The 24,679-nt window shown below is 70.4% G+C and carries 19 protein-coding genes; 9 read left to right on the top strand and 10 right to left on the bottom strand.

Annotation, left to right across the window (positions count from 1 at the left end; genetic code table 11):
* From ON31_RS31765 to ON31_RS31750, 4 genes are all read left to right on the top strand, one after another.
* The gene (locus ON31_RS31765; RefSeq protein WP_039818876.1) at window positions 1-747 is read left to right on the top strand and encodes an SDR family NAD(P)-dependent oxidoreductase; all 747 of its coding nucleotides are present in this window, start codon (window positions 1-3) and stop codon (window positions 745-747) included.
* A 13-nt stretch (window positions 748-760) separates the two neighbouring features.
* On the top strand, window positions 761-1,768 hold the full coding sequence (locus tag ON31_RS31760; protein WP_039818875.1) for an Acg family FMN-binding oxidoreductase: 1,008 nt from the start codon (window positions 761-763) through the stop codon (window positions 1,766-1,768).
* A 45-nt stretch (window positions 1,769-1,813) separates the two neighbouring features.
* Window positions 1,814-2,410 carry an Rv1733c family protein gene (locus ON31_RS35065; protein WP_051038131.1) on the top strand — a complete coding sequence of 199 codons (597 nt, stop codon included), beginning with the start codon at window positions 1,814-1,816 and terminating at the stop codon, window positions 2,408-2,410.
* An 82-nt stretch (window positions 2,411-2,492) separates the two neighbouring features.
* A complete protein-coding gene (locus ON31_RS31750; protein ID WP_039818874.1) occupies window positions 2,493-3,392 on the top strand; it encodes a universal stress protein in 900 nt (299 codons plus the stop codon).
* A gap of 16 nt (window positions 3,393-3,408) precedes the next feature.
* On the opposite strand, the gene ON31_RS31745 is transcribed toward ON31_RS31750, so the two are convergent.
* The 6 genes from ON31_RS31745 to ON31_RS31720 form a co-directional block, all read right to left on the bottom strand.
* Window positions 3,409-5,151, bottom strand: a complete 1,743-nt coding sequence (locus ON31_RS31745) for a GAF domain-containing sensor histidine kinase (protein WP_169335060.1) — start codon at window positions 5,149-5,151, stop codon at window positions 3,409-3,411.
* 125 nt (window positions 5,152-5,276) lie between these two features.
* A complete protein-coding gene (ppsA, locus tag ON31_RS31740; protein ID WP_039818872.1) occupies window positions 5,277-7,589 on the bottom strand; it encodes a phosphoenolpyruvate synthase in 2,313 nt (770 codons plus the stop codon).
* 61 nt (window positions 7,590-7,650) lie between these two features.
* The gene (locus tag ON31_RS31735; protein WP_039818871.1) at window positions 7,651-9,642 is read right to left on the bottom strand and encodes an erythromycin esterase family protein; all 1,992 of its coding nucleotides are present in this window, start codon (window positions 9,640-9,642) and stop codon (window positions 7,651-7,653) included.
* Complete coding sequence (locus tag ON31_RS31730) at window positions 9,639-10,787, bottom strand: site-2 protease family protein (RefSeq protein ID WP_039818870.1); 1,149 nt, start codon at window positions 10,785-10,787, stop codon at window positions 9,639-9,641. Before ON31_RS31730 ends, ON31_RS31735 begins: the two co-directional genes overlap by 4 nt.
* Before the next feature lie 16 nt (window positions 10,788-10,803).
* Window positions 10,804-10,995, bottom strand: a complete 192-nt coding sequence (locus tag ON31_RS31725) for a hypothetical protein (RefSeq protein ID WP_039818869.1) — start codon at window positions 10,993-10,995, stop codon at window positions 10,804-10,806.
* A gap of 27 nt (window positions 10,996-11,022) precedes the next feature.
* Entirely contained in the window at window positions 11,023-11,577 is a 555-nt protein-coding gene (locus ON31_RS31720) for a flavodoxin domain-containing protein (protein WP_039818867.1), read from the bottom strand.
* Window positions 11,578-11,758: 181 nt separating this feature from the next.
* On the opposite strand from ON31_RS31720, the gene acsA reads away from it, so the two are divergent.
* From acsA to ON31_RS31695, 5 genes are read left to right on the top strand one after another with little or no spacing between them, the layout of a single operon-like run.
* Complete coding sequence (gene acsA / locus ON31_RS31715) at window positions 11,759-13,576, top strand: acetate--CoA ligase (protein ID WP_172544869.1); 1,818 nt, start codon at window positions 11,759-11,761, stop codon at window positions 13,574-13,576.
* Window positions 13,573-14,565: a pyruvate dehydrogenase (acetyl-transferring) E1 component subunit alpha gene (gene pdhA / locus ON31_RS31710; RefSeq protein WP_370450511.1), complete on the top strand. Its 993-nt coding sequence runs from the start codon at window positions 13,573-13,575 to the stop codon at window positions 14,563-14,565. Before acsA ends, pdhA begins: the two co-directional genes overlap by 4 nt.
* A complete protein-coding gene (locus tag ON31_RS31705; RefSeq protein WP_218007417.1) occupies window positions 14,559-15,530 on the top strand; it encodes an alpha-ketoacid dehydrogenase subunit beta in 972 nt (323 codons plus the stop codon). The genes pdhA and ON31_RS31705 overlap by 7 nt, the downstream gene beginning before the upstream one ends.
* Complete coding sequence (locus ON31_RS37660) at window positions 15,531-17,921, top strand: 2-oxo acid dehydrogenase subunit E2 (protein WP_051038129.1); 2,391 nt, start codon at window positions 15,531-15,533, stop codon at window positions 17,919-17,921.
* Window positions 17,922-17,925: 4 nt separating this feature from the next.
* Complete coding sequence (locus ON31_RS31695; RefSeq protein WP_039818864.1) at window positions 17,926-18,177, top strand: acyl carrier protein; 252 nt, start codon at window positions 17,926-17,928, stop codon at window positions 18,175-18,177.
* Here the strand turns inward: ON31_RS31695 and ON31_RS31690 are convergent.
* From ON31_RS31690 to ON31_RS31675, 4 genes are read right to left on the bottom strand one after another with little or no spacing between them, the layout of a single operon-like run.
* Entirely contained in the window at window positions 18,164-19,519 is a 1,356-nt protein-coding gene (locus ON31_RS31690) for a salicylate synthase (protein ID WP_051038127.1), read from the bottom strand. The two genes, ON31_RS31695 and ON31_RS31690, sit on opposite strands and share 14 nt — an antisense overlap.
* Window positions 19,519-21,105: an NAD(P)/FAD-dependent oxidoreductase gene (locus ON31_RS31685; RefSeq protein WP_051038122.1), complete on the bottom strand. Its 1,587-nt coding sequence runs from the start codon at window positions 21,103-21,105 to the stop codon at window positions 19,519-19,521. The genes ON31_RS31690 and ON31_RS31685 overlap by 1 nt, the downstream gene beginning before the upstream one ends.
* A 2-nt stretch (window positions 21,106-21,107) precedes the next feature.
* A complete protein-coding gene (locus ON31_RS31680; RefSeq protein WP_039818863.1) occupies window positions 21,108-22,919 on the bottom strand; it encodes an ABC transporter ATP-binding protein in 1,812 nt (603 codons plus the stop codon).
* Complete coding sequence (locus ON31_RS31675; RefSeq protein WP_039818861.1) at window positions 22,916-24,613, bottom strand: ABC transporter ATP-binding protein; 1,698 nt, start codon at window positions 24,611-24,613, stop codon at window positions 22,916-22,918. Before ON31_RS31675 ends, ON31_RS31680 begins: the two co-directional genes overlap by 4 nt.
* Between the last annotated feature and the right edge of the window lie 66 nt (window positions 24,614-24,679).

Raw genomic sequence — 24,679 nt, 5'->3', positions numbered from 1 at the left:
ATGAACGACTTCCAGGGTAGAAGCGCCATCGTCACCGGCGGCGCACGCGGTATCGGAGCCGCCGTGGTGACGGCGCTCGCCAAGGAGGGTATCGGCGTCGTCGCCGCCGACCTGCTCGATCGCGAGGGCGAGGCCCTGGCGGACGCGCTGGGATCGCGGGTGCTCTTCCGGCACCTCGACGTCACCGACGCCCAGGGCTGGGAACGGGTGATCGCGGATGCCGAAGCCACCTTCGGCCCGCTGGCCATCCTGATCAACAATGCGGGCATTCTCGATTTCGGCACCGTCGACACCGAGTCGCCCTCGATGTTCCGCCATGTCGTCGACGTCAACCTGTACGGCTCCTGGCTGGGCATGCATCTGGCGGCACCGCGACTGCGGGCGGCCGGGGGCGGCGTGATCGTGAATGTCTCCTCCACCGCGGGACTCATCGGTTACGCGGGGATCAGCGGCTACGTGGCCAGCAAGTGGGGCCTGCGCGGCGTCACCAAGGCCGCCGCCCTGGAACTCGGACACGACGATATCCGGGTCTGCTCGGTGCATCCGGGCCCCATCCGCACTCCGATGACCGAACCACTGCCCGAATCCGTCGCCGCCGCACAGCCGTTGCCCCGCTTCGGTGAGCCGGAGGAGGTCGCCGCCATGGTGCGTTTCCTGGTCACCGAGGCCACCTTCTCGACCGGTTCGGAGTTCGTACTCGACGGCGGCGCCACCGCCGGACAGAACCTGGCGCTGGGCGAATCCTGAAGGAGCAGAAGCTATGTCGAGCAACCACCCCGATCACGCCACCATGCGGGCGGCGCTGACCCTGGCGCTGCGGGCCCCCTCGGTGCACAACAGTCAACCCTGGCTCTGGCGCATCGGCGACCGCACCCTGCACCTGTACGCCGACCACAGCAGGCAGCTGCCCTACACCGACCCGGACGGGCGCGATCTGCTGGTGAGTTGTGGTGCGGCACTGCATCATCTACGCGTCGCCATGCGGGTGTTCGGGTGGGAGTCGACGGTGCACCGCTTCCCGAATCCGGCCGACACCCGGCATCTGGCCGCGGTCGAATTCCATGCCGCCACCCCGACTCCCGAGGATGTCCGGCTGTCGCGGGCGATTTCGCGGCGGCACAGCGACCGACGGCAGTTCACCTCCTGGGAGGTGCCGGCCACGCAGGTCGCGACGGTGACTGCGGCGGGCACCAGCAGCGGTGTGCAGGTCCGCGCCATCGACGCCCCCGACGAACTCGCGGCACTGCGACGCGGTTTCGAGGGCGCGGCGACCGAGCATTCCCGCGATCCCGCCTACCGCGCCGAACTGGCGGTGTGGAGCGGGCATCACGCCATGCCGCACGGTGTTCCGGGCCGCAATGCCGTCACCGCGCGGGATGCGACGACCCGACCGTTCGGCGATCCCGGATTGGCCGAGACGGTGGTGCACGATACCGATGAGTCGGCGCGCATGCTGTTGCTGTGCACCGGAACCGACGACGCGCAGGCGCGGCTGCGGGCGGGTGAGGCAGCCAGTGCGGTCCTGCTCGCCGCCACCGCGCTCGGGCTGGCGACCTGTCCGCTCAGCGAACCGCTGGAGCTGCCGGAGTTCCGGGACCGCATCCGCCACGACATCCTGGGCGACTTCGGATATCCGCAGTTGATCATTCGCATGGGCTGGGCGGCGACCAGCGGCGCGGCCGTGCCGACCACACCCCGGCTGCCGCTGGACGAGGTCCTGCATCCCCTGGACGAGCCACTGGGATCGGTGGACTCGACCGCCCGGTGACCGCCGCGCGCGGTAGCACCCGAGTTCCGAGAGAGGTGATCGGCGATGTCCGCCAGTTCGGCACTGCCGCTTCGCATATGGCGGCTGCGGCCGTGGGCGACCAACCCGCTCATGCGATTCTCCGACCGCTGTGAGAGTTCGGTCCGGATCGTGGCCGTCGCCATCGCCCTGGCCGCCGTCCCGCTGGCGGGTGCCGCGGGCACCGTGAGCTATACCGAGACGGCCGAACGGCTCGCCGTGCAGAACGCGGGCAAGATCGAGGTCCCGGCGACCCTCGTGGGCGACCCGCACCCGGCGGCGGCCGCCAGCCGCGCCGATACCGGCCGCTTCGAGGCGACGGTGCGCTGGGAGTACGACGGCCGGTCCGGAACCACGACGGTTCCGGTGACGGGCGGTCTGCGGGCCGGGGAGCGCACCAGCGCCTGGCTCACCGCGGACGGCACGCCCACCGACTCGCCGCAGCGGGCCGGAACCGCCGCCGAGGCGGGGATCGGCACCGGGGCGGCGGTGCTGCTGATCACCTGGAGTGCGGCCGCCGCCCTGGCCGCCGGAACCGGCTGTGCCCTGGATGCCCGCCGCCGGGCCGCCTGGGAGGCCGAATGGCGCGGCATGACCCGCCCCATCGGACGAGATCTGGAATAACACCCCGATTCGGATCGACACTGGAATCGGACGACCTGGCACACGGCGAACTGCCGCCGGACGACCCCTCGAGGAGAAGCTCATGACCGACAACTCCGAAACCCCGGGTGGGGAACTGAACCCGCCTGTCATCGCGGCCGTGGACGGTTCGGCGGTGTCGTATCACGCCGCCGCGTGGGCGGCGGTGGACGCCGCACTGCACGGCTGCCCGCTGCATCTGGTCACTTCCGTATCGGTGCCGACCGCGTTCGGTCCCGGCGCGCAGCTGACCGAATCGGATACCCGCTGGCTGCACGAGGACGGCGAGCGCGTGGTGGCCGAAGCCAAACGCATCGCCCGCAATGCCGCACCCGGTGAAGCACTCGACATAACCACCGAGGTGACCCTGCACCCCGTCATCCCCGATCTCATCGACCGCTCGCAGCGGGCGCGCACCCTGGTGGTGGGCACCCGCGGCCTGGGCGCCTTCCGCCGCGGCCTGCTCGGTTCGGTGAGCACCGCGGTCACCCGGCACGCGCACTGCCCCGTCGCGGTGATCCCCGGCCCGGCCGTGGATCCGATCTCGGCGGAAAAGCCCGTGCTGGTCGGCGTGGACGGGACGCCGGTCGGCGATCCCGCGCTGGCCTTCGCCTTCGAGGAGGCGTCGCGGCGCAAGGTCGGCCTCACCGCTCTGCACGCCTGGAGTGACTACACCGGACCGAATCTTCCGGCCCCGGGCTGGGATATGGTGCGCGACCAGGAGGAGGCGCTGCTCGCCGAACGCCTGGCCGGATACGGTGAGCGCTACCCGGACGTGCCAGTGCGCCGCATTCTGGTGATGGACCGCCCGGTGCGCGCACTGCTGGACGAGTCGGAGAACGCGCAACTGGTGGTGGTCGGCAGCCACGGGCGTGGCGGATTCACCGGAATGCTGTTGGGCTCCACCAGTTCCGCGCTGCTGCACAGCGTGGACTGCCCGGCCGTGGTGGTGCGGTCGCGCTGATCGCCGTTGTCGCGGCTCAGTCGAGCGGCACCGACCAGCGCAGCCGCGTGCCGGTGCCGTCCTCGCCCGCGCCGATCTCGAAGGCGCCGCCCGCCTGTTCGGCACGGTGTGCCATATTGCGCAGACCGCTCGGGGTGATGTTCTCGGGTATGCCGCGGCCGTCGTCGGTCACGGTGATGGTGAGGTCGTCGTCGACCTCGACGGCGACGGTGAGCGTATCGGCCGCGGCATGGCGCACCGCATTGCTGACCGCCTCGCGCACCACGGCCTCGGCATGATCGGCGAGTGCGGCGTCGACCACCGACAGCGGGCCGGATATTCGCACCGAGGTGCGGATATCGATATCGGTGGTGTGCTTGGCGACGACCTGTTCGATGCGCTGGCGCAGTCGATGCGCCGGACCCGTGCCGCCGCTGTGCAGATCGAAGATGGAGGTGCGGATCTCCTGGACGACGTCCTGGAGGTCGTCGATGACGTCGGTGAGCCGTTTGCGCACCTCTGGCGTGCGGGCGCGGGCCACGGTGCCCTGCAGGCTCAGCCCGGCCGCGAACAGCCGCTGGATGACATGGTCGTGTAGATCGCGGGCGATGCGGTCGCGATCGGTGAGCACATCCAGGGCCCGCATCCGCTGCTGCGCCTCGGCCAGCTGAATGGCCAGCGCGGCCTGATCGGTGAACGCCGCCGCCAGGGAGAGCTGCTCCTCCGTGAACGGGGCCGCGCCGTGCGGACGCACCACGACGAGCACACCGAAGGACGAATCGTGTGCGCGCAGCGGCAGAATCATGGCGGGACCGCGATTCGCGATCGTTTTGCCGAACTCAGCGGGTGCCTGCGCGTCCGGGGCGTCGTCGGGGCCCTCGAAACGCCGGGGGGCGCGCTCGACGAACACATCGCCGATGGTGGTGCCGCCGATGCGGACATACGGGTCGGCGGGGCTGTCGCCGTTGCCGGACCAGTGCGCGATTCGCAGCTCGGTGATCTCCTCCGGCGGCGTCTCCGGATCCTCCGACAGGGCGAGGAAACCGCAGTCGGACAGGGTCAGCGCACGCGCCTGATCGACCACCTGGGGGAGTACCTCGCTGGCGTCGGTGCCCGCCAGGAACTCGGTGGCGATATCGCGGGTGGCCTCGATCCACGCCTGCCGGGTCCGCGCGGACTCGTAGAGGCGGGCATTGTCGATGGCGGTGCCCGCCGCGGCGGCCAGGGCGCGGACGATGACCTCGTCGTCCTCGGTGAACAGCTGCCCACCCGCCTTCTCGGTCAGGTAGAGGTTGCCGTAGATCTCGTCGCGAATGCGTACCGGCACACCGAGGAAGGTGCGCATGGGCGGATGGTTGGGTGGAAAACCGACCGATGACGGATGGTGGGCCAGATTCTCCAGCCGAATCGGCTTGGGCTGGCTGAACAGCATGCCCAGGACGCCGCGGCCCTCGGGCAGGTCACCGATGAGGGCGCGGGTCTCCTCGTCGATGCCCTCGTAGATGAACTGTTCCAGGTGGTGGTCGTGCCCGCGCACGCCGAGCGCGCCGTAGCGCGCGTCGACGAGACTGATGGCGGTGTGCACGATGGTGCGCAGGGTCTGGTCCAGGTCAAGACCGGAGGTGACCACGAGCATGGCCTCGACCAGGCCGTCCATGCGGTCGCGGGCATCGAGGATCTGTTCGACGCGGTCTTTGACCTCGGTGAGCAGCTCTCGTAGCCGCAGCTGCGACAGGGTCTCGCGAACCGAGTAGGAGCCGCTCTGCGGATCGACGGTCATATATCGGCTGTCCTGTGTCTCGTTCGACCGCGCGTGGTTACGCGATTTCAGGGAGACATTCTATTACCGGACCACCGGGCAGCTATGTGAAAGACGGACGAACCAGACCTGTCGGCCGGTCGAACTCAGTCGCGCCGGGCGCGTTCGAGCAGTACCCGCCGTTCCGCGGCTCCGATCGAGCGCCGGGCGCGCGTCACCGCGTCCGGTGTCACCGACACCGAGGTGATGCCCATGCGCACCAGATGTTCGGCGAATTCCGGCCGGGTGGAGGGCGCTTGCCCGCACAGCGACGAGGTGATGCCCAACCGGCGCGCCGTGCCGACGATTCGGTCGATGGCATCGAGCACCGCGGCATCGGCCTCGTCGAACAGCTCGGCGCATTCCTCGGAATCGCGGTCCACCCCGAGCATGAGCTGGGTGAGGTCGTTGCTGCCGATGGACACGCCGTCGATGCCCGCGCCCACGTACTCGGGCAGCCGATACACCACCGACGGCACCTCCGCCATCACCCAGCGGTGCAGGCCGCGCTGGCGTCCGAGCGGACTCGCGTCCACCAGTTCCAGGCATGCCTCCAACTCCCAGCGGGTGCGCACGAACGGGATCATCAGGTGCAGATTGGGATACTGCTCGCGGACCCGTGCCAGCGCCCGCAGCTCCAAGCCGAACATCTCCGGTTCACGCACGTAGCGGTAGCAGCCGCGGAAGCCGATCATCGGATTGCGTTCCTCGGGTTCGTAGGCGGTGCCGCCCTCGAGGGCGCGAAACTCGTTGCTGCGCATATCGGTAGCGCGATAGATCACCGGTCTGGGCGCGAACGCCGCCGTGATGCGCTGCAACGGGTCGGCCAGATCGGTCACGAACCGTTCGCCTTCACCGCGGGCGATGAGGTCGTGCGGATGCCGCCCCGCGAGCGCGCGGGTCAGCAGTGTCTCGGCGCGCAGCAGACCGACTCCGTCGATATCGTCGCGGGCCGCGACGCGTTCGGCCACCTCGGGCAGGGCGAGATTGACGTAGACGCGGGTGGCCAGCGGTTCGACGACCGGGGCCGCGATCGGCTCGGGTGAGCTGCCGACCACCGTGGCCGCCATGCGCCCGGCGCGCACCAGCCCGGCGCCGCCGTCGACGGTGACCTCGGTGCCGGTGCGCAGCTCCCGGGTCGCGGTGCGCGCGCCGACCACGCACGGCACCCCGAGCTCCCGGGCCACGATGGCGGCATGGCAGGTCATACCGCCGCTGTCGGTGACCACCGCCGCGGCCCTCGAGATGGTGGGCAGCCAGTCCGGATTGGTCATGGGGGCCACCAGGATCTCGCCGTCGCGCAGTTGATCGCCCTCGCTGGGTGCGTGCAGCACGCGGACCGCGCCCGCCGCCCGTCCGGGGGAGGCGGCCAGCCCGCGCACCAGCACCTCGTGCGGATCCGATCCCGTCCGCCGATCCGCCGGCGGTGGGGCCGCCGTGGCGGGACGGTCGGGCAGCATGGTGATCGGTCGGGCCTGCACCAGCCACAGCCCGTCCGCGTCGTAGGCCCATTCGACATCCTGGGGTCGGCCGCCGTGGTGCTCCTGCACCCGCAGTGCCAGTGCCGCCACCTCGACCGCCTGCTCCTCGGTGAGCGTCGGCGAATCCTGGTCGGCCGCGGACAGTTCCACCCGCTCGTCGGCATCCGCTCCGGCCACGATGGCGAAGCTCTGATGTCCGGTGCGGGTGGCGAGCAGGGTGGGACCGGTGGCGTCGAGCAGATAGGTGTCGGGTTCGGTGGCCCCCGAGACCACCACCTCGCCCTGGCCGCGCGCGGCGTCGATGACGACGCGGTCGCGCCGCCCGTCGGAGGGGTCGGCGGTGAACGCCACGCCCGCGCTGCGCGCGCTCACCATGCACTGCACGACGACCGCCATGACCGGGCGATCGCGCATGTCGCGGTGGGCGCGGTAGGTGAGCACGCGGGGGGTGAACAGCGACGCCCAGCATTCGACGACGGCGGTCATCAATCGGTCGTCACCGCGAATATTGGTGAGGGAGAGGTTCATTCCGGCGAACGAGGTCTTGGCGCCGTCCTCGCCGATGGCCGAGGAGCGCACCGCCACCCGGGTATCGTCGCCGAGCCGATGGTAGGCCGCGGTCACGGCCTCGCGCACCGCGGCCGGGATCGGGGTGTCGAGCACCCGCTCCCGCATGGTCCGGCACAGTTCGTCCAACCGTTGTCCGTCGGCGGCGGTGGCGCCCAGGGCGGCGTCGAGTGCCTGCTTGTGCAGCGCGTCGAGTTCGGCACCGTGCGGGCCGCCGGTGACGACCTCCTCGTAACAGGATTTCAGGATCACGAATCCCGGTGGCACCGGCAGCCGGGCGGCCACCAGCTCACCGAGGTTCGCACCCTTGCCACCGGCCCGGTCGGCGTCGCTCAGGCGCAGTTCCGCCAGACCTGCCACATAGTCACCCATTACGGCTCCGATCCCTCGAATGTCGTGTGCTATCAGCGTCTCTCGTGCCGACGATGGTCGGCTACGGCCGAAGGTCCCGCGTCGCGTGGCGAATGGTCTCCGGGCGCAGTGGTTCCAGGGCCGTGGTGTGGTCGATGTGGATCACGGCGTCGTAGCGGTCGGCCGGACGCGCGTGGAAGTAGTGGCTCTGGCGTTCGGTGCGCGGCTGGTAGATGACGCCGATGGCGCGTTCGAGCCGGGTGTCGGCCAGAACCTCGGCGGCCTCGGGGTGGTCGGTGCGCAGGAACAGAGCCGGTATGCCGGTGTCGTGCAGCAGTTCTTCGATGCTGCTGGCCAGGGCCGGACGCACGATCTTGTGCTCGCTCGGGCCGTCCCAGTGGCTGGCGGCCGTCACCGTACCCCGTGAGGTGGTGAAACCGATGGTGCGGCAGGCGCTTCCGTGCCGCTCCCGCATCAGCTGGCCGAGGGTGAGTTGGCCGTCGGCGGCCATCTCGGTGGCGCGGGCATCACCGATATGGGAATTGTGCGCCCACACCACGACGCGCGCGGGCGCGCCGGGGCGGTCGAGATGGCGGGCCAGGGCGTCCAGAGTGTCGGCCATTTGCTCGTCGCGCAGGTTCCACGAACTCACCCGGTCGCCGAACATGGCGCGGTAGTACGCCTCGGCATTACGCACGGTCCACGCGTTGCGCAGTGCGTCGAAGTAGGCGTCGCCGTCGTAGACGTCCATGAGTGCGGCGGCATTGCGTTGCAGATCCACCAGTTCGCGCACCACCTCGGCCTGGCAGGACTCACCGGAACCGAAGGCCGCCGCGAAGCCGTAGGACTGGCCGTCCTCGCCGGAGCCGCGGTCGAAGCAGCTGTAGCGGCGTTTGGCGCGTTCGGCGGCGACCGGGTCGGCCTGTTCGAGGTAGTCGACCACCCGCCGCATGGACCGGTGCATGCTGTACAGGTCCAGCCCGTAGAACCCGGCCTCGGCTCCCCGCGTCGTGAGGTCGTTGTACCGGCGCAGCCAGTCGACGAAGTCGCGGACCACCACATTGCGCCACATCCAGGAGGGGAATCGCTCGAAGCCGCCGAGCGCCTCGGTGGCGGAGCCGTCGGTGCCGTGTCCGCGCACATACCGGTCGACGCGGTAGGCGTCGGGCCAATCCGCTTCGGCCGCGACGGCGCGGAAGCCGTGGTCCACGATCAGCCGTCGGGTGATCTCGGCGCGCGCGGTGTAGAACTCGTGAGTGCCGTGGGAGCTCTCGCCGATCAGCACGAACCGGGCGTCACCGATGAGATCGCGCAATTCGTCGTCGGGCGGAATCCCGGCTGGTGCGGCCACGGCGGCGCCGCGCAGCAGTGCGACCGGATCGGTCACCCGCGGTGGGACGTCGGTGGTCGGGGTGGCGAGCAGCAGCCGTACCTCGTCATCGGTCACCTGGGTGAAGTTCCAGAACGAATCGCCGACCGCGAGGAAGGGGGACGGCATGGTCGCGCAGACCAGATCGTCGACCAGGCCGCGCATTTCGTGACAGGTCGATTCCGGCGCGGCCGGAACGGCCACCACTACCTGCTTGGGTTCACCGGCCCGCACCGCTTCGATGGCGGCGAACATGCTCGCACCCGTGGCCAGGCCGTCGTCGACCAGGATGACGGTGCGCCCGGCCACGTCCAGCGGTGGGCGCTGGCCGCGGTAGGCGGATTCCCGGCGCCGCAGTTCGCGGGCCTCCTCGCGGGCGATGGTGCGGACCTGCTCGGCGGTGAGCCGTAGACCGCGCACGATGTCGTCGTTGAGCACCAGGCGGCCGCCGCCCGCGAGCGCGCCGATGGCGAATTCGGGATTTCCGGGTGCGCCGAGTTTGCGCACGATGAGGGTGTCCAGCGGCGCGCCGAGCGCGGCCGCCACCTCCCAGGCGACCGGAACTCCGCCGCGCGCCAGCCCGAGCACGATGACGTCCGGATCGTGGCGGTAGTGCTCGAGCAGTCGCGCGAGTACCCGCCCCGCTTCGCGGCGGTCGTGAAAGATCTGCTGCGGTTCGTCGCGCAGCACCGGTACCGAGGTCATGGGAGCCTCCTGCGGTGGGTGGGGACGGGCAGTCCGAGTGCGGAACGTTGGCAGGCGAGCACCATGTCGGTAGCGGTGACCAGGCCGGTCAGCCTGCCATCGGCGTCGACCACCGCGACCGCGTCGAGATTGGGCCGCAGGACGGTATGCGACGCCACGTCGGCGAGCCGGGCGTCCGGACGAACGATCGCCGCGGACGGCAGTTCGCGGGCGAGATCGCGCAGGTGCGTGCCGTCGCGTGTCCGCTCGGGCGCGGCGACCAGATCGGCCCAGGCCAGCACGCCGATCGGCCGTCCGCCGGGTTCGACCACCGGGAACACCCGGTGACCGGTGTGCGGTGCGTCGGAGCGCAGCAGCTCGGCGACGGTCCACTCGGCGGGTACGGCCATGGGTGCGGAGGTCATGACATCGCCGATCAGGCTGTCGCCCAAGCGATGTCGCAGGCCCGCGATGGCGAGTTCGGCATTGGCGGCGGAATTGAGGAACCAGCCCAGCAGGATGAGCCAGAGCCCACCGAGATGGCCGAACAGCAGCAGTTCGGCGACACCGACCAGCATCAGGACGGTGCCGAGCGTCTGACCGCTGCGCGCCGCGGCGGTCGCGGCCCGCAGCCGGTCACCGCTTCGCCACCACAGAACGGCGCGCAGCACCCGGCCGCCGTCGAGCGGTGCCCCGGGCAGCAGATTGAAGACGCCGAGCACGGCGTTGACCGATGCCAGCCAGACGAGGGCGGCGGTCACCGGCCCGTCCGGGGCGATGAGGGCGCTGACGGTGGCTCCGGCGAAGGCCACCACGGCCAGCCCCAGACTGGTGAGCGGCCCGGCGAGGGCGACGCGCAGATCGGTGCGCGCGTCGCCGGGTTCGTCACCGAGTTCGGACACCCCGCCGAGCAGCCACAGCACGATGCCCTCGACCCGGATTCCGCTGCGACGGGCCACGATCGAATGGGCGAGCTCGTGCGCGAGCAGGCAGGCGATGAGGGCGAGCGCGCCGAGCACGGCCACGGTCCAGACCACGGCCGTGCTCGCGGTGTCGGTCAGGAAGCCGCCGAGTACCCAGGTGAACAGGGCGATAGTGACGAGAACCGACCAGTTCGCGCCGATCCGGATACCCGCGACCTGGCCCAGGGGAATGGTGGAACGCACTGTGCACCAACAACCTTCAGTTCGGCCCGGATTCACCCGGTACCGGTCGGCGGCGGATATCGGCGGGCATGAGCAGCAGCATCCGCACCGGCGCGGCGAGCAGCAGCAGTGCGAGCCAGAGAATCGAGGCGGGCATGCCCGCCAGTTGCAGCCCCGCCACCACGACGGGCAGGGCGACGACGAACAGCGGTGCGTGGCGGATGGTCATGGCGGTCCTTCCGGGCCGGTCGCCCCGTCAGGGGTGCATGGAGGTGGACTGTGCCGCCGGGAGGCCGAGCGTGCGCGCGATGGAGTCGGTCCACACCCGGATCGCGGTCCAGTCGCGCAGATCGCCGTAGCGTCCGCCGCCCAGGACCCGATACAGGATGCGCGCCCACAGCGAGACCCCGACGCGTTCGTAATGCCCCGCGAACGCCCGGTAATCACGCGGCGCGATGGAATCGCGGACAGCGGCGATGCGCTGGGGCACCAGCCGGCCGTACCGCCGCCCGATCGGACCGCTCAGCGCCGGTCCCAGCCCCACGCTGAACAACCAGACGTCACGGACGTTCAGCTCGTCCCGATGCGACCGCACGTACTCCTCGAGCGCGGGCAGCAGCGCCATATTGTGCACGGCACTGCCCAGCACCACCGCGTCGAAGCGCGACAGCTCGGGTGCGTGCTCGACCTCGGCGATCTCCACGACCGCCCCGCGGCTCTCCAGTTCGGTACCGATGAATTCGGCGATATCGCGGGTCGACCCCTGCGCGGTGGCGAAGACGACCGAAATGCGAGGTGAGTTCGTAGTCATACGTCGAGCCTGCCCAGTGGCGGCCGATTCGATGAGGGGCCTGATACCCCGTTCCGGCGGGACCATGGTCACCGATCGACCGCGCCGGGGTGAGAGGCGACCGAGGTCCCCGCGGCGATGGTCTTTGCGCCCTGCCGGAGGTGGCGGCGGCCGTCGTTCACTGACTGCGGGAGGTTCGACAATGACCGAGAACCGGAATGGCGTCCCGGAGGCCGCGTCCGTGCGGTGGGAGCCCATCGAGAAGTCGGCGCGGGAGCGGGCCGACGCCACTATGACCGACTACGACCTGTCGCGCCGGGAATTCTCCTGGGAGGCCGCTCGATTCGATCTCGATACGATGGCGCAGGGGTGGGTCAACATCGCCCATGAGGCCGTGGACCGGCATCTGGGCACGCCGCTCGCGGACGCCGTCGCACTGCGCTGCCGGGATGTGGCCGGGAATGTCAGTGTGCTGAGCTATCGCGACCTGGCCGGATTGAGCAACAGGTTCGCGAATGTGCTGCGCAGTCAAGGGGTGCGGCGCGGTGACCGGGTGTGCGTGCTGTTGAACCGCACGCCCGAGCTGTATATCGCGATTCTGGGCGCGTGGAAGGCGGGGTGCGTGGTGTCGCCGCTGTTCTCGGCCTTCGGGCCGGAGCCGGTGCGGCAGCGGCTGGCGATCTCGGGGGCGAGCACGCTGGTCACCACGGTGGAGCTCTATCACCGCAAGGTCGCTCCCATTCGCGCCGAGGTGCCCGCGCTGCGCCACGTGCTGGTCACCGACGCCGCCGATATCGAGGCACCGCAGGAGGACGACACCCTCGATCTGTCGCTGGCCATGTTCGCGGCCTCCGACGAATTCGAGGTGGTGCGAACCGATTCCGAGGATCCGGCGCTGCTGCACTTCACCAGCGGCACCACCGGAAGACCCAAGGGCGCGGTGCATGTGCACGGGGCGGTGCTCGCCCACCGCGTCACCGCGCGCTACGCGCTGGACCTGCGGGCGGGCGACATCTTCTGGTGCACCGCCGATCCGGGCTGGGTGACCGGCATGTCCTACGGGGTGATCGCGCCGCTCAGCCTGGGCGTCACCCTGGTCTGCGACGAGGCCGAGTTCGATCCGCAGCGTTGGTTCGGCGTTCTCACCGACGAGCGGGTGACGGTGTGGTACACCGCGCCCACTGCTTTGCGCATGCTCATGCGCCGCGGCGACGAACTGCCGCCCGGAACCGATCTGTCGCACCTGCGATTCATCGCCAGCGTCGGGGAGCCACTCAATCCCGAGGTCGTGGTGTGGAGCGATCGCGTGTTCGGCCGTCCCGCGCACGACAACTGGTGGCAGACCGAGACCGGCGCGATCATGATCGCCAATCTGGCCGCCGCGCAGGTGCGGCCCGGCTCGATGGGGCGTCCACTGCCCGGAATCGAGGTCACCGTGCTGCGCCGGGGCGGCGACGGCCGGGCCGCGGTCACCGACGGCGCCGTCACTCTCGCCGACACCGACGAGGTGGGGGAGCTGGCGCTACGGGCCGGGTGGCCCTCGATGTTCCGCGGGTACTGGAACGATCCCGAGCGCTACGCCAAGGCGTTCGCGGACGGCTGGTACCTCACCGGCGATCTCGCGCGCCGCGACGCCGACGGCTACTACTGGTTCGTTGGCCGCGCCGACGACGTGATCAAGTCGGCCGGACATCTGGTGGGGCCGTTCGAGGTGGAGAGCGCGCTCATGTCGCATCCGGCGGTGGCCGAGGTCGGCGTGATCGGCACCCCCGACCCGGTCGCCGGTGAGCTGGTGAAGGCATTCGTGCTGCTGCGCCCAGGCTTCCGTCCCGACGACGACCTGCGGGCCGAGATCACCGCCTTCGGGCGGCGCGCACTCGGAGCGGTCGCGCCCAAACGCATCGAATTCGCCGAGAGCCTGCCGCACACCCGCAGCGGCAAGGTGATGCGGCGGCTGCTCAAGGCTCGTGAACTGGGCCTGCCCGAGGGCGACGTGTCGACCCTGGAGGGTGTGTCGTGACCGCGCTCGACGCCACCGGGAGCCTCTCCGTCCAAGAACGGATCGACCTGCTGCGCACCATGATTCGCATCCGCCGCTTCGAGGAACGCTGTGTGCGGCTCTACAGCGCCGAGGAGATCCGCGGTTTCCTGCACCTCTACATCGGCGAGGAGGCGGTGGCCGCCGGACTGCTGCGCGAGATCGGCCCCGACGACGCGGTGGTGTCCACCTACCGCGAACACGGGCACGCCATCGCCCGCGGCATTCCGATGCCGACGCTCATGGCCGAGATGTTCGGCCGCGCCACCGGATGCAGCCGGGGCCGGGGCGGCTCCATGCACCTGTTCGACGCCCAGCGGCGCTTCTACGGCGGCAATGCCATTGTCGGCGGCGGACTTCCGGTCGCGGTGGGGTTGGGGCTCGCCGATGCGATGCGCGAGCGGCCACGGGTGACCGTATGTCTGTTCGGTGAGGGCGCGATGGCCGAGGGCGAATTCCACGAGTCGCTGAATCTGGCCGCGCTGTGGCGGCTTCCGGTGCTGTTCGCGTGCGAGAACAATCGCTACGCCATGGGCACCGCGCTGGCCCGGGAGCACGCCGCGACCGATCTGGCGCTGCGAGCCGCCTCCTACGGACTGATGTCGTGGCCGGTCGACGGGATGGACGCGGAGGCCGTGGCCGCGGCGACCCGTCGCGCGGTGACCTCGATACGCGGCGGAGCGGGGCCGTGCTTCCTGGAACTGCGCACCTACCGGTTCCGGGCGCACTCGCTGTACGACGCCGACCGCTATCGGGACAAGGCCGAGATCGAGGAATGGAAAGCGCGCGACCCGATTCCACGACTGCGGGCACGTCTGCTCGCCGAGGGCGTGATGGACGAGGCGGCGCTGCGAGAGCTCGAGGCGACCGTGGCGGCCGAACTCGAGGACGCCGTCACCACCGGCCGCGCCGGACCGCTGGAACCGGTCGCCGACCTGACCCGCTACGTCTACGGGGAGCCGACATCATGATCACCTATCGGGAGGCGATGCGACAGGCGTTGCGAGAGGCCCTCGATCACGACGACCGCGTCTTCCTCATGGGGGAGGACGTCGGCGCGTACGGCGGCTGCTTCGGCGTCAGCCGCGGTCTGCTGGAGGAATACGGGCCGGAACGGATTCGGGACACGCCGCTGAGCGAATCCGGATTCGTGGGCGCGGGAATCGGTGCGGCGCTGGGCGGTATGCGGCCCATCGTCGAGATCATGACCGGCAATTTCAGCCTGCTCGCCCTCGACCAGATCCTCGACAATGCCGCCACCCTGCGGCACATGTCGGGCGGGCAGCTGGGGGTGCCGCTGGTGATCCGCCTGGCCACCGGTGCGGGACGGCAACTGGCGGCGCAGCATTCGCACAGCCTGGAGGCGTTCTACGCGCATATCCCGGGGTTGCGGGTGGTGTCACCGGCGACCGTCGCCGACGCTCGCGGCATGCTCTGGACGGCGCTGCGGGATCCCGATCCGGTGCTCATCTTCGAACCCATCGCGCTCTACAACATCGAGGACGAGCTGCCCGCCGACGCCGGAGCGGTGAATATCGACCGGGCGGCCATCCGCCGCCCCGGCACCGACGCCACCGTCGTCGCCTACGGCGGCACCCTGCGCACCGCGCTGGCCGCCGCCGAGGAACTGGCGGCCGAGGGCATCGCGGCGGAGGTGCTCGATCTGCGCACCCTGCGCCCGCTGGACGAGACCACCCTGCTGGAGTCGGTGTCACGCACCCACCGTCTGGTCGTGGTCGACGAGGGCTGGCGCAGCGTCGGCATCGCCGCCGAGATCGTCGCCCGCGCCGCCGAACACGCCTACTGGGATCTCGACAGCCCCGTCGCACGGGTGTGCACCGCCGAGGTGCCCATCCCGTACGCCCGGCACCTGGAGGAGGCGGCGCTGCCCCGGGTGGACGCGGTGGTCGACGCCGTCCGGAAAGCGGTGAGATGAATGCCCGAATTCCGCATGCCCTCCCTGGGGGCCGACATGACCGAGGGCACCCTGCTGCACTGGATGGTGCACCCCGGCGACCCGGTGCACGCGGGCGATGTCATCGCCGAGGTGGACACCACCAAGGCCGCCATCGAGATCGAATGCTTCGACGACGGTGTCATCGGAACGATCCTGGTCCCCGAAGGAGAAACCGTCCCGGTCGGCGCGGTCCTGGCCACCATCGAACCGGCGACCGGTTCCACGCCGCCCCCGCCCGACGCGGCGGGCGCTGTGAACCCATCGGCGAGCGCGGTGAACCCATCGGCGAGCACCGAGGAACTCGAACCCCGGCGGAGCGCTACCGCTGCGGCCGACACCGGGTTGCAGTTTCTCGCGGACAGGCAGCGTGTCGCGGAGACCGGGGCAGCACCGGAGGCAACACGGGGGACTGTGGTGGAGCCGGGGGCAGCACCGGGGGCTGTGGCGGAGTCGGGGGCAGCACTGCGGGGTGACGCCGAGACCGAGTTCTCGTCCGCCGTTTTGGAGACCGCGTTCTTCCCGTCGGCCGTTGCGGACAGCGAACTCCCGTCGCGGGTTGTCGCGGAGGTATCGTCGCCGTCGTCCGGTTCGGAGTCCCGCGCTCGTGGTGCGGTGACATCCGCCCCCGGGCCGCGGCCGCCCACCGACGACACCGGAAACAGTATGGTGCTCCGCGAGATTCGCGTGACGCCGCTGGTGCGCAGATTGGCCGCGGAGGCCGGAATCGATCTCGCGACCGTCGTCGGGTCGGGCCCCGACGGTCGTATCGTGCGCGCCGATATCGAGCGGGTCGCGGCGGAACGCACCGGTACGTCGCCAGCCACTGGGCTCGGCAACGCCGTGGATCGCGCGGGCGATGCGGGAGCCTCGGCGCACGCGGAGACAGGGCAGTCGTATCCCACGCGATCGGCGAGTGACACAGGCTCCCGAAGGGATCTCGGTCGGCCGAACACGGGCGACCGTCGGCCGGACGATCTCGTGCCGCCGAAGAAGCTCGCGGCCCAGTCGATGAAGGCCACATCTCGACCGAAGCACGTCGCGGGGCGGGACGAGAGCGACCTGATCCGCCGCGATGCGGGACCGGCCGCTCCTTCCGAGCCGGGCGTGGATGTCGTAGCGGCGGAGCGTTGCAGTGGGCAGGCGGAGACCGCCGAAACGGGTCGCGCGGTCGACCGACTCCATGTGCGGGCATCGGGCTATGCCCGGCGTGTCGCACGTGAACTGGCCGTCGATCTCGCCGAGGTGACCGGCACCGGTCCCGGCGGGGCCCTGCGTGCCGCCGATATCCGTGCGGCACATCGGGAGTCGATACACCGTCGACAGGTGGAGGCGGTCGAGCGGCGTCGTCGAGACAGCGGTTCCGCTGGCGTGCCGGTTCCGGATGCGCTCGCGGGCGGTGACCTCCGTGGTGGGATGTCCCGGCCGAACGGGTCTGCCGACCACGCGGGCAGTGCCGCGCCCGGTACCGGTGTCGCGGGGGTTTCCGACGCCGCCGTGGCGGCAGGCCCCGGGGACGCCACGGTCACCGCCCGGCCCGGTGACGCCGCGGAACTTGTGGGTACTCCGGGCGACGCCGCGGAGTTCGCCGGTATTCCGGGCGGTTCCGTGGGAATCACGAGTACGTCGGATAGCGCTGGTGTGGGGGTTCCGGGCGTCGGTGTGGGCGACGCGGCTGCGGGGCCGGGGGCTGCCGGGCATACGCGTGACGTGGGGGCGGTGCGGGCGATGATCGCGGCGGCTATGACTCGGTCGAAACAGACTGTGCCGCACTATTATCTGTCGAGCACCATCGATATGGCGGCTGCCGTGGGGTGGTTGCGGGAGACGAATCGGCGGCTGGCCGTGAGCGAGCGGGTGCTGCCCGCGGCGCTGCTGTTGCGCGCTACCGCGCTGGCGGCGCGGAAGGTGCCGGATGTCAACGGGTTCTGGGTCGACGGCCGGTTCGAACCCGCCGAGCGGGTGGATCTGGGGGTGGTGGTGTCGCTGCGGGGCGGAGGCATCATCGTGCCCACCGTGCCGCGTGCCGACACCCTCTCGGTGCCCGCGACCATGGCGGCGGTGCGCGGCATCGTCGCCCGATCCCGTGACGGTCAGCTGCGTGCGGCCGATGCCACCCCCGCCACCCTCACCGTCACGAATCTCGGTGATCTGGGCGTGGATTCGGTCTTCGGCGTCATCCCGCCACCCCAGGTCGCCATTGTCGGCTTCGGCGCGGTCACCGAGCGCCCATGCGCCGTGGACGGCCTGCTCGGCGTCCGACCCCAGGTGACCGCCACTCTCTCCGCCGACCACCGCGCCTCCGACGGCGCGGTCGGCGCTCGCTTCCTGCACACCCTGTCCGAACTTCTCCAGCATCCCGAGGAGCTGTGATCCCATGACCGCCGCCATGTCCCGCGACACCGCCGAGACCACGGTCCGCACCGCACTGCGCGGCTTCGCCCCCGAGTCCTATCTGCGGGCCGTGTCCGAGGACGACTCCCTGCGCGCCACCCTCGAACTCGACTCCATCGACTACCTGACCTTCATCGAACGGCTGTCCGCCGCACGCGGCGCCCGCATCGAGGAGGACGACTACCCGCGGCTGGCCACCATCCGCTCCTGCGTGGACTTCCTCACCGAACGATAGGCGCGGCGACCGCGGGCCGACCGCCGCCCTCCTCGGGTGATCGCGGCGCGGAGTGCGCCGGAACGACATACGGTGCGACGCTGGCCAGCTTCTCGCGGGTCTCCTCGTGCTCACGCTCCGGTGTGGACGCCGCGACGATCCCCGCGCCCGCGCGCAACCAGGCCCGTCCCGCGCGCTGATAGACCGCGCGCAGGACCAGGGCGGCGTCGAGCGCGCCGGTGCTGTCGGCGAGCAGCACCGCACCGCTGTAGAGCCCGCGCGGCTCGGGTTCGAGCGCGTCGATCACCGCGCACGCCGCCGCCTTCGGGATGCCGGAGGCGGTGATGGCCGGAAAGACCGTGGTGAGCGCGTCCCAGGCCGTCCGCGAGTGTGCCAGTGAGGTTTCCACGCGCGAGCCCAGATGCTGCACGCTGCCACGATCCTTGACGCTGAGGAATTCGCTCACCCGGGTCGAGCCGGGCCGCCCGACCCCCGCCATCTCCTCGAATGCCAGCTTCACCGAGATGGCATGTTCGAACACCTCTTTCGGATCGCCCAGCAGTTCCGTGCGCAGCAGCTCATCGGACCGGTGCGCGCCGGTGCGGGCCCGGGTGCCCGCGAGCGGTTGGGTGGCCGCGCGTCCGGAGGCATCCGCCTCCAGCACGGTTTCCGGACTGAACCCGGCGGCCTGCCACCCGCCGAGGTCCAGCAGGAAGGAGCGGGCAGGCGTGTTGGCGCGGCGAGCCGCGACGTAGGTCGCGGGCATGTCCACCGGGAAGGGCACATCCACGGTCCGCGACAGGATCACCTTCTCCAGCTCACCGCCGCGGATGCGCGCCACCGCCCGCTCGACCCGGTGCAGATAGTCCGGGTCGAGCGCGTCGACGGCGATCGGGATCGTCGCAGCGTCGGGCAGGCCCGCGACCAGGTCCGCGAGCATCGGTTCCGGTGACCCGTCGTGGGTGTGGACGCGTACCGTGTCCGCGGTCACCTCGATCTCGATACCGGGCACCATCACATGGGCCAGCACCTCGTCGGTATCGGCCGTGGTCGGATGCGCCAGTTCGAAACTGGCCCACCCGAGCGCGCGCCACCGTGGATGCGGGCAGCGGTGCAGAGCGGTGTGGACTCGCGGCCACGGAGATCCGGTCCAACACTCGGTGAACTCGCCGCCCACCGTCGAGTACAGCCAGCCGGGGCCGACCGTGACCGCTCCGACGGGATTGCCGCCGATGAGCCAGCGTCCCGCGCGCTCGTAGACCACATAGTCGCGCAGCAGCCCGGATCCGGCGACGGCCGCCGCGACCGCCACCGGATCGAAGCGGCCCCGGATATGGCTGTGTGCACTGCCGGTGCGCGTCATCAGGCGAACGACTCTCTGATCCGGTGCGGCGCTTCGGTGCGTGACCAGTGCATCACCCGCATCGCCAGCTCCTGGTTCATATCGAAGAACTTGATCTCGGGTGTGCCGTGCGGCATGTAGTCGGGCCAGAAGCGTTCCGCGTTGAGGTGATCGATGAGTTTGCCCGCGGCGACGCCCGCGTCGAGTTCACCGCGCTCGACCGCCCCGCAGATCGTCCGCGCCGTCACCAGCAGCTCCCGCAGCCCCCGCGCGAGCGCGGAGTCGCCGCCCTCGCGACCGCGGAACAGACTGTCGTCCCGGCTGATCACGTACTTGCCGAGGGTGTGCTCCAGGCTGGCGGCCGCGTAGAAGCTGTAGGTGTCCCACACCCGGATCATGGCGTTCCACAGCTCGTAGTCGCGGAAGGCCACGTACGAGGCGTAGACGAGATCGTCGTGAGCATCGAACAGGCGCTGCTGCATGCTGTCGATGTCGGCGAAACGTGGCGTGGCCCAGTCGTTCTCACTCGCCGCGTCGATGATCCGCCGAGCGAGTGCGTTCACGATCTCGAACGAGTTGGCGATTCCACGGGAGAACAGGGCGTCGACGGTCCCGGCGGCGGTCGCGGTCAGGCAGTAGCGGTCGCCCACGGTGCGGGATACCGAATTCTGCAAGCGCCCGGTGCTCACCCACGGCCGAACGGTCCGAGCGTCGCGGAACTGCCGCGCCACGGCGGGGAAGCGGCGCAGGAAGTCCTCGAACTCCCGCTCGGGCGCCGGGCGTTGTTCGGGGTCGGTGCGGTCGAGCAGCGTCAGCCCCACACTGCACAGCGGATTCCGGGACCGATCGTGGTTGTCGAACGGGATGACCCACAGCCAGCCGCCCTCGAAGACGTGGTGCAGGGTGCCGTTGTGCCACGGATTGGGTTGTCCGTAGCGGAGGTCGGAGACCTCGTCGAACGGGGCGACGCCGACCATATGGGTGAACAGGGTGCGGGAGTGGGTGCGCGCCCGCGTGGGCTGCTCGCGCAGTCCGAAGCGCTCGGCGACCAGCGAATTGAACCCGCTGGCGTCGACCAGGTATCGCGCCCGGAACCGCTGTCCGGTGGTGGATTCGAGGGTGACGCCGTCGGCGGCGTCGATCTGGATGTCGGCGACGCGGGTGTTCAACCGATGGGTGGCACCGTAGCGGACGGCGGTGGTGAACAGGTAGGCGTCGATATCCTGCCGGAACCAGTGGGATTCGTTGCGGAACCAGGTCGGCAACACGATCTGATTGGCCAGTTCCGGAGCGGGTCGCCGGTCGTGGCGGTGGTAGACGAAACCGAAGTTCTGCTTCTGCCCGCACATGGTGCTGACCCGCTCGGTGGTGTCGCGGAAGTTCGACAGCGCCGCCAGTTCGGGCACGTCGTAGCGTTCCGCCAGCACCTTCATCATGACCGAGGCGTAGGGGATGACCGATTCGCCGAGGACGAAGCGGGGGTGCGTGCCCGCGTCGAGGATCAGCACCGCCAGACCGTGGCGGGCCAGGATCGCACCGAGCGTGCTGCCCGCGACGCCCGCGCCCACAATGGCGACGTCGTAGGGTGAATCTTCCTGTGGTGACATGTTCACGACTCCTGTTCCACCAGTGCGACACCGGTGTCCGATGAGATGGTGGGTGCCGGGGCCAGACGCCACCCCTGGGCACGGTCGCGGTCTCGCCAGAACCGCGCGTACCGCCCGCCCGCCGCGAGCAGTTCCCGGTGGCCGCCGGATTCGGTGACGGTGCCGCCGTACAGGAACAGCACCTGGTCGGCGCGGGCGAGGGTGGCGGGCCGATGGGCGATGACCAGCACGGTGCGGTGTTCGGCGAGTGCGAGCAGACCGTCGCGGATGGCGGCCTCGTTCTCCGGGTCGAGCGCGGAGGTCGGCTCGTCGGCGAGCACGATCGGTGCGTCCTTGAGCACCGCACGGGCGATCGAAACCCGCTGCCGCTCACCGCCGGAGAGGATCGCGCCGCCCTCACCGACGCGGGTGTCCCAGCCCTGCGGCAGCCGGGCGACGATCTCGTCCACGCGCGCCACCGCGGCGGCCGCCCGCACCTGCTCGTCGGTGGCGTCGGGGCGGGCGAGTCGGATGTTGTCGGCGATGGTGCCGTCGAAGAGGTACACGTCCTGGAACACCAGCGACAGCATGGACATCAGGGTTTCGGTGGGGACGTCGCGCACATCGTGCCCGCCGATCCGCACCGCGCCCGAGTCGGTGTCGAAGAAGCGGGCGATGAGCCGCGTGACCGTGGTTTTACCCGCACCCGAGGGACCGGCCAGCGCGGTGAGCTTCCCGGCCGCGATGGTGAACGAGACATCGTCGAGTACCGGCGGATTCGTGCCCGCGTCGCCGTATCCGAAACTGACGCCGTCGAAGTCGATATCGGTGCGCTCCGGACGCAGCGGCTCGACCGGTTCGGGCAGCGGTCGGGTGTCGAGCACCTCGCGAATGCGCAGCAGGTGGTTGCGGGCCACCTTCAACGCGCTGCCGAGTTCGGCGGCGGCGATCATCGGTTCCACGAACCGGACCGCGAGCACCAGCAGGGCCAGCAGGGTCGGCGTGTCCAGGGATCCGCCCACGGCCAGGTAGGTGCCGTACCAGAGCACCACCGTGAACACCGCCTGCACCACTAGGGTGAAGCTCACCAGTCCGGGGACGGCGGCGGTGACCAGGCGGCGGCCCGCATCGCGTTGGGCGGTGAGCGCGTCGTCGAGCGCCGAGAACCCGCGCACGGTCTGACCGCACGACCGCAGCACCCGTTGTGCCTGCGCGTATTCCACCACGCGGGTGCCCGCGGCGGCGGTGGCGGCGTGCGCGCCGTTCTCGGCACGCTCCACCAGTCGGCCGGTGAGCCGGTACGCCAGCACGATCAGCGGAGTCATGGCGAGGACCGCGAGCGCGATCCGCCAGTCGAAGACGAACATGAGCAGGACCACCGTGGCGGGGGTGACGACCGCGGCCACGAGTGGCCGGACCAGGTTGGCGGTGGCGTTGGCCACCTGGAGTACGCCCTCGCTGGCCAGGGTGCCGAGTTCACCGACACGCTGTGCACCGAACCAACCCAGCGGCAGCGTGGCGAGGTGGTCACCGAGTCGGTGGTGCAGGGTCCGCAGCACCGCTCCGCCCAGTTCGTAACCGGATCGCGCGCCGTACAGGAACAGCACGCCGTACCCGACGGCCGTGATCGCGAAGGCCACCAACCAGGGGCGGGCGTCGCCGGGTTCCGGTCCGAGCAGTGCGCGCAGCACCGGCACCAGCAGGGCGAAGGCGATACCCTGGGCGACCGCGGTGAGCACGGTGGTGATCAGGGTGCGGCGCAGCAGCGTCAGGCTCACCGCCGGTGTGCTGTCGGTGCCCCGATCGGACATGGTCTTCACCAGTAGGCCGATCATGCGTCGGCTCCCTTCCACGTCGCCCACATGGCCGCGTACCGGCCATCTCGTTGCAGCAGTTCGGCATGGGTGCCGCGCTCGGCGACCCGGCCGCGGTCGAGCACGACGATCTGGTCGGCCTCGGTGATGGTGCCCAGCCGGTGGGCCACGACCAGGACGGTGCGCCCGGCGGCGAGCCGGGACAGGCCCTGCTGGATGGCGGTCTCCGATTCGGGGTCGACCGCCGCAGTGGCCTCGTCGAGCACCAGGATCGGGGCATCGGCCAGTAGCGCGCGAGCGATGGAAACACGCTGCGCCTCACCGCCGGAGAACGCCGCGTCCCGGGTGTCGTAACCGTCGGGCAGGGCGCGGATGCGTTCGTCGATGGCCGCCGCTTGCGCCGCGTCGGCGACTTCGGCGAGCGTGGCCGTCGGCCGGGGCAGGGCGATATTGTCGCGCACGCTCATGCGCAGCAATCGCACCTCCTGGAAGACGAAACCCACGCTGCGGTAGAGCGTTTCCTCGGAGAGCTCACGGATATCCGTGCCGTCGAGCGTTATTCGCCCCGTATCCGGATCGTGGAATCGGGGAATCAGCCCGGCCAGTGTGCTCTTGCCCGACCCCGAGGCCCCCACGACGGCGGTGACGGTGCCGGGCCGCAGTTCGAGATCGATATCCGACAGTGCCGCGGTTTCGCCGTCGTAGCTGAAGCCGACGTTCTCGAACCGGAGAACGCCACCGGTGCCGTTGCGGTGCTCGGACGGGGCGGTGGTGCCGTAGGGCAGCGTGGGCGTCGCCAGCAGCGCCCGGATATCGGCGGCGGCCCGCATACCCGTCTGCACGGCTTGTCCACTCTGGCTGAGGGTTTGCAGCGGAGCCGACAACGCCAGCCCGAGTAGTGCGAACGGCAGCAGGTCCACCGCGTCCAGGTGTCCGGTCGTCACCAGGACCGTACCGCCGACGAGGATGACCGCGAGCATGCTCACCGGTGACAGGGCCAGATTGGCAGCCGCCGATACCGAGCTGACCCGGCGCATCCAGGCGATGAAGAAGTCGCAGAACTCGTCGGCGGCCTGCCGGTAGCGACGATGCGCGCGCCCGGTCTGGCCGAATGCCTTTACCACCGCGATGCCCTGGACGAATTCGACCGCGCTCGTGCTGATGGCCGCCATGGCGTCGTTGTAGGTGCGCATGCCCGCCCCGAATCCCGCCATGGTGCGCCGGTACAGCTCGATGCCGATGACGAGCGGGATGAGTGTGATCACAGCCATGCGCCAGTCGACCCAGAACAGGTAGACCAGGCAGACCAGCGGCACCACCAGGGCATTGACGATCTCCAGGGCGGCGTGCGCGACCAGGTGGTGCAGGGCGGTCACGTCGTCGCCCACGGCCTTGCGCACATCACCCGCGCCGCGGTCGTCGAACCAGCCGAGCGGCACCCGGCCCAGATGCCGGGCGATCGAGCGCCGGATCGAGAGCTGAATGTCATTGTCCGCGTAGTGCGTGAGCGATGCGGCGAGCAGGGACAGGCCGAGCCGCGCGGCCAGGGCGATCGCGGCCGCGATCACCGGTGGCCAGGGCGATTCCGCGGCCAGCAGTCTGCGCCCCAGTTCCGCTACCGCCACGAAGGGCACCACGCCCGCGACCGCGGCGAGTATCTGGCAGCCGATCGCCACCAGCAGCCGGGCCCGGCCGGGCTGTATCAGTTCACGCATCGTCGGTCTCCCACCCGCTGGGCCTCCTGGTTCATCGCGCCGATTCGACGGTCGGCCGAGCGCAGT

Source organism: Nocardia otitidiscaviarum NBRC 14405 (assembly GCF_000308635.1).
Taxonomy (GTDB): Bacteria; Actinomycetota; Actinomycetes; order Mycobacteriales; family Mycobacteriaceae; genus Nocardia; species Nocardia otitidiscaviarum.
Note: the sequence above shows the minus strand (reverse complement) of the source record. Positions and strands in the feature narration are given on the sequence as shown.